Annotated in this window: 2 protein-coding genes; one reads left to right on the forward strand and one right to left on the reverse strand. The window is 45.9% G+C overall.

Going from position 1 to position 2470, the window contains the following annotated elements:
- Window positions 1-325: 325 nt before the first annotated feature.
- Window positions 326-871: an SHOCT domain-containing protein gene (locus RTW80_RS24025; RefSeq protein WP_097555627.1), complete on the reverse strand. Its 546-nt coding sequence runs from the start codon at window positions 869-871 to the stop codon at window positions 326-328.
- Between the two features lie 1477 nt (window positions 872-2348).
- On the opposite strand from RTW80_RS24025, the gene RTW80_RS24030 reads away from it, so the two are divergent.
- Window positions 2349-2470, forward strand: a 122-nt coding sequence (locus tag RTW80_RS24030; RefSeq protein WP_312720535.1) for a replication initiation protein, incomplete at its 3' end; no start/stop codon positions are given.

Genomic DNA, 2470 nt, shown 5'->3' on the forward strand with positions numbered 1-2470 from the left:
AACTATCGTCTTGAGTCCAACCCGGAAAGACATGCAAAAGCGCCTCTGGCAGCAGCCACTGGTAACAGGTTTAGAGGAGGAGAGTCTTGAAATTTCGGGTGCGATAAGGCTACACTGAAAGGACAGTTTTGGTGACTGTGCTCCTCCAAGCCAGTTACCGCGGTTCAAAAGAGCGTCAACTCTTGCGAACCTTCGAAAAACCACCTTGCCGGGTGGTTTTTTCGTTTGCAGGGAAGAAGATTACGACGATAAAAAATCAATGACAAGAAGATATTCAATCTTATCAAAGATTCATAAGCTTTCTTTACCTTTAGTTAGCAAAAAATCAGTCGTTAAGAATATTTAGTCTTTTTTTTAATTTATTAAACTCATCTTCACTTATAATACCTTCTTTTCTAGCCTCGTTTAATTTAAGAAGAGTATCAATGTTATTTACATCTTTCCGACTAAATCCTACAGATGCATTTTTACGATTAAAATTAAAAATCCCGTTTTCAATTATTATTGATGAGTTTTCATCTATCGTTCGCAACCATAATTTATGAAAAGCGAGATGGTAAACATAAAGCAAAATAAAAACAAAAACGAGAGGGAAATAATCACCGCCCCCTCTAAACATGCCAGCTTTATACACGAAAAGAAACAGTACCAAAGCGGCTGTAAGAAGCATGTAAACGGATATGTAAACTTTAGACTTCTCTATCGGCTTTAAATTACATTCCTTCCTCATGGCTAAATATGAGAAAAAAACAATCAAGGCAGGAATAGCCCCCCAGAACATAAAAACACAAGAGATAATTTGAATGGCTATAAACAACACTATTCTTGCCATATCAAAATTAGATATTTTATTTAAATACCGTTCGCGCATAAATCACCACCATTCAATCATAGTTAATTAATTTAAAATCAATCGCCTGATATTAATATTATTTCAAAAAATAGAAAAGCAGTAACTGAATATGGGGCATTTACCATAACACCCCTTGCCCGCACCCCCTGAGAGGCCCTCAGCGCGTTTCTGCCGCGTCCTCTGCGTTTCCGGCACCTTTCCCTGTCCATATCGTGAAAAAACGCGCCTGATGATTTCTGCGCGCCTGCATGGCTATGCACGGAAGTGAATGGCGGCCGGTTTCGGACGAATGCTGGCACTAAAGGCGAATTTTGAACAAAAAAAACGGACATCGAGGGTCAGGATGTCCGACAAAATTTGCACAAACAGTCAGCCGGTACCGATCAGAGAGCCGGCAAATAAGTATGACAGTAAAAAGTGGTTATCAACTGCCCCCGCGCTGCTGATTGCGCAGTTTTAAGGCTTTGGCCAGTGCAGGCAGGCCCGGCCGGAATCAGGGGATCTGGTAACGGTGAACGGGTGCACAGTTGACTGTGCGGCCGTGAGGCGTTGGCCAAGCCGCCAGGCGCGGCAGCTTCCGGTGGGTACAAACGCCAGCACTTTGCGAATCCTGCCCTCGATCTGAACAAAAGCAAAATTTCGTGCGTACGAAATTCAGGGTATCAGGCTGCGCCTGATGAAATGTTTTTGGTGCCGGCGGTACTCCAAAAACACATCTTGTCCGACAGTTTTGTGGTGCCGGCGAAGCGGCGGTGGCCACAAAACATTTCCTGTCCCCATCGATTCATTCGAGAAACATAAGAGGCGAAGAAGGGGTCAGTTTGGAGATCGGAATTTTTTGTACGTTAAGCGCATTATTTAACCAATCTTGGTTCGTAAGGGGTTGATTTTGCGTCAGTGGTTATCGCTTTTAAGTTGTCGCTCTTGCAGTATCGCATTTAGGTTATCCGATTAAGGTCAAACCTCTGAAAATGCCGTATAGCGCGGGAGTACACCCTATTGCTATAGGTAAGTCTGTTCAAAAAACAGGCTTACCGTACAATAATTCTCTATATCCAAACTGACCCCTGGCAGGTGAAAAATGTAGCTGTAGGGCGTAAGTGAAAAATGCAGGAGTCGATGAAATTACGCCTCCTCGCTCACTCGGTCGCTACGCTCCGGACGTGAGACTGCGGCGGGCGTTACCGGCTCAGAAGTAAAGGAGTAGGCTAGTAGCAATCAAATTGGGAAAGGAAGAGAAAAGGAAGCGGCGTTGCCGTTTTTCCATAGGCTCCGCCCCCCTGACGAGCATCACAAAATCAGACGCTCAAATCAGTGGTGGCGAAACCCGATGCGGCTTAGAGATACCAGGCGTTTCCCCCTGATGGCTCCCTCGTGCTCCCCCGCATTCCTGCCCTTCGGTTTACCGGTGTCATTCCGCTGTTATGGCCGCGTTTGTCTCATTCCACGCCTGACACTCAGTTCCGGGTAGGCAGTTCGCTCCAGGATGGACTGTATGCACGAACCCCCCGTTCAGTCCGACTGCTGCGCCTTGTCCGGTAACTATCGTCTTGAGTCCAACCCGGAAAGACATGCAAAAGCGCCTCTGGCAGCAGCCACTGGTAACAGGTTTAGAGG

Origin of the sequence: Escherichia sp. AM3 (genome assembly GCF_032029835.1) — a bacterium.
Taxonomy (GTDB): domain Bacteria; phylum Pseudomonadota; class Gammaproteobacteria; order Enterobacterales; family Enterobacteriaceae; genus Escherichia; species Escherichia coli.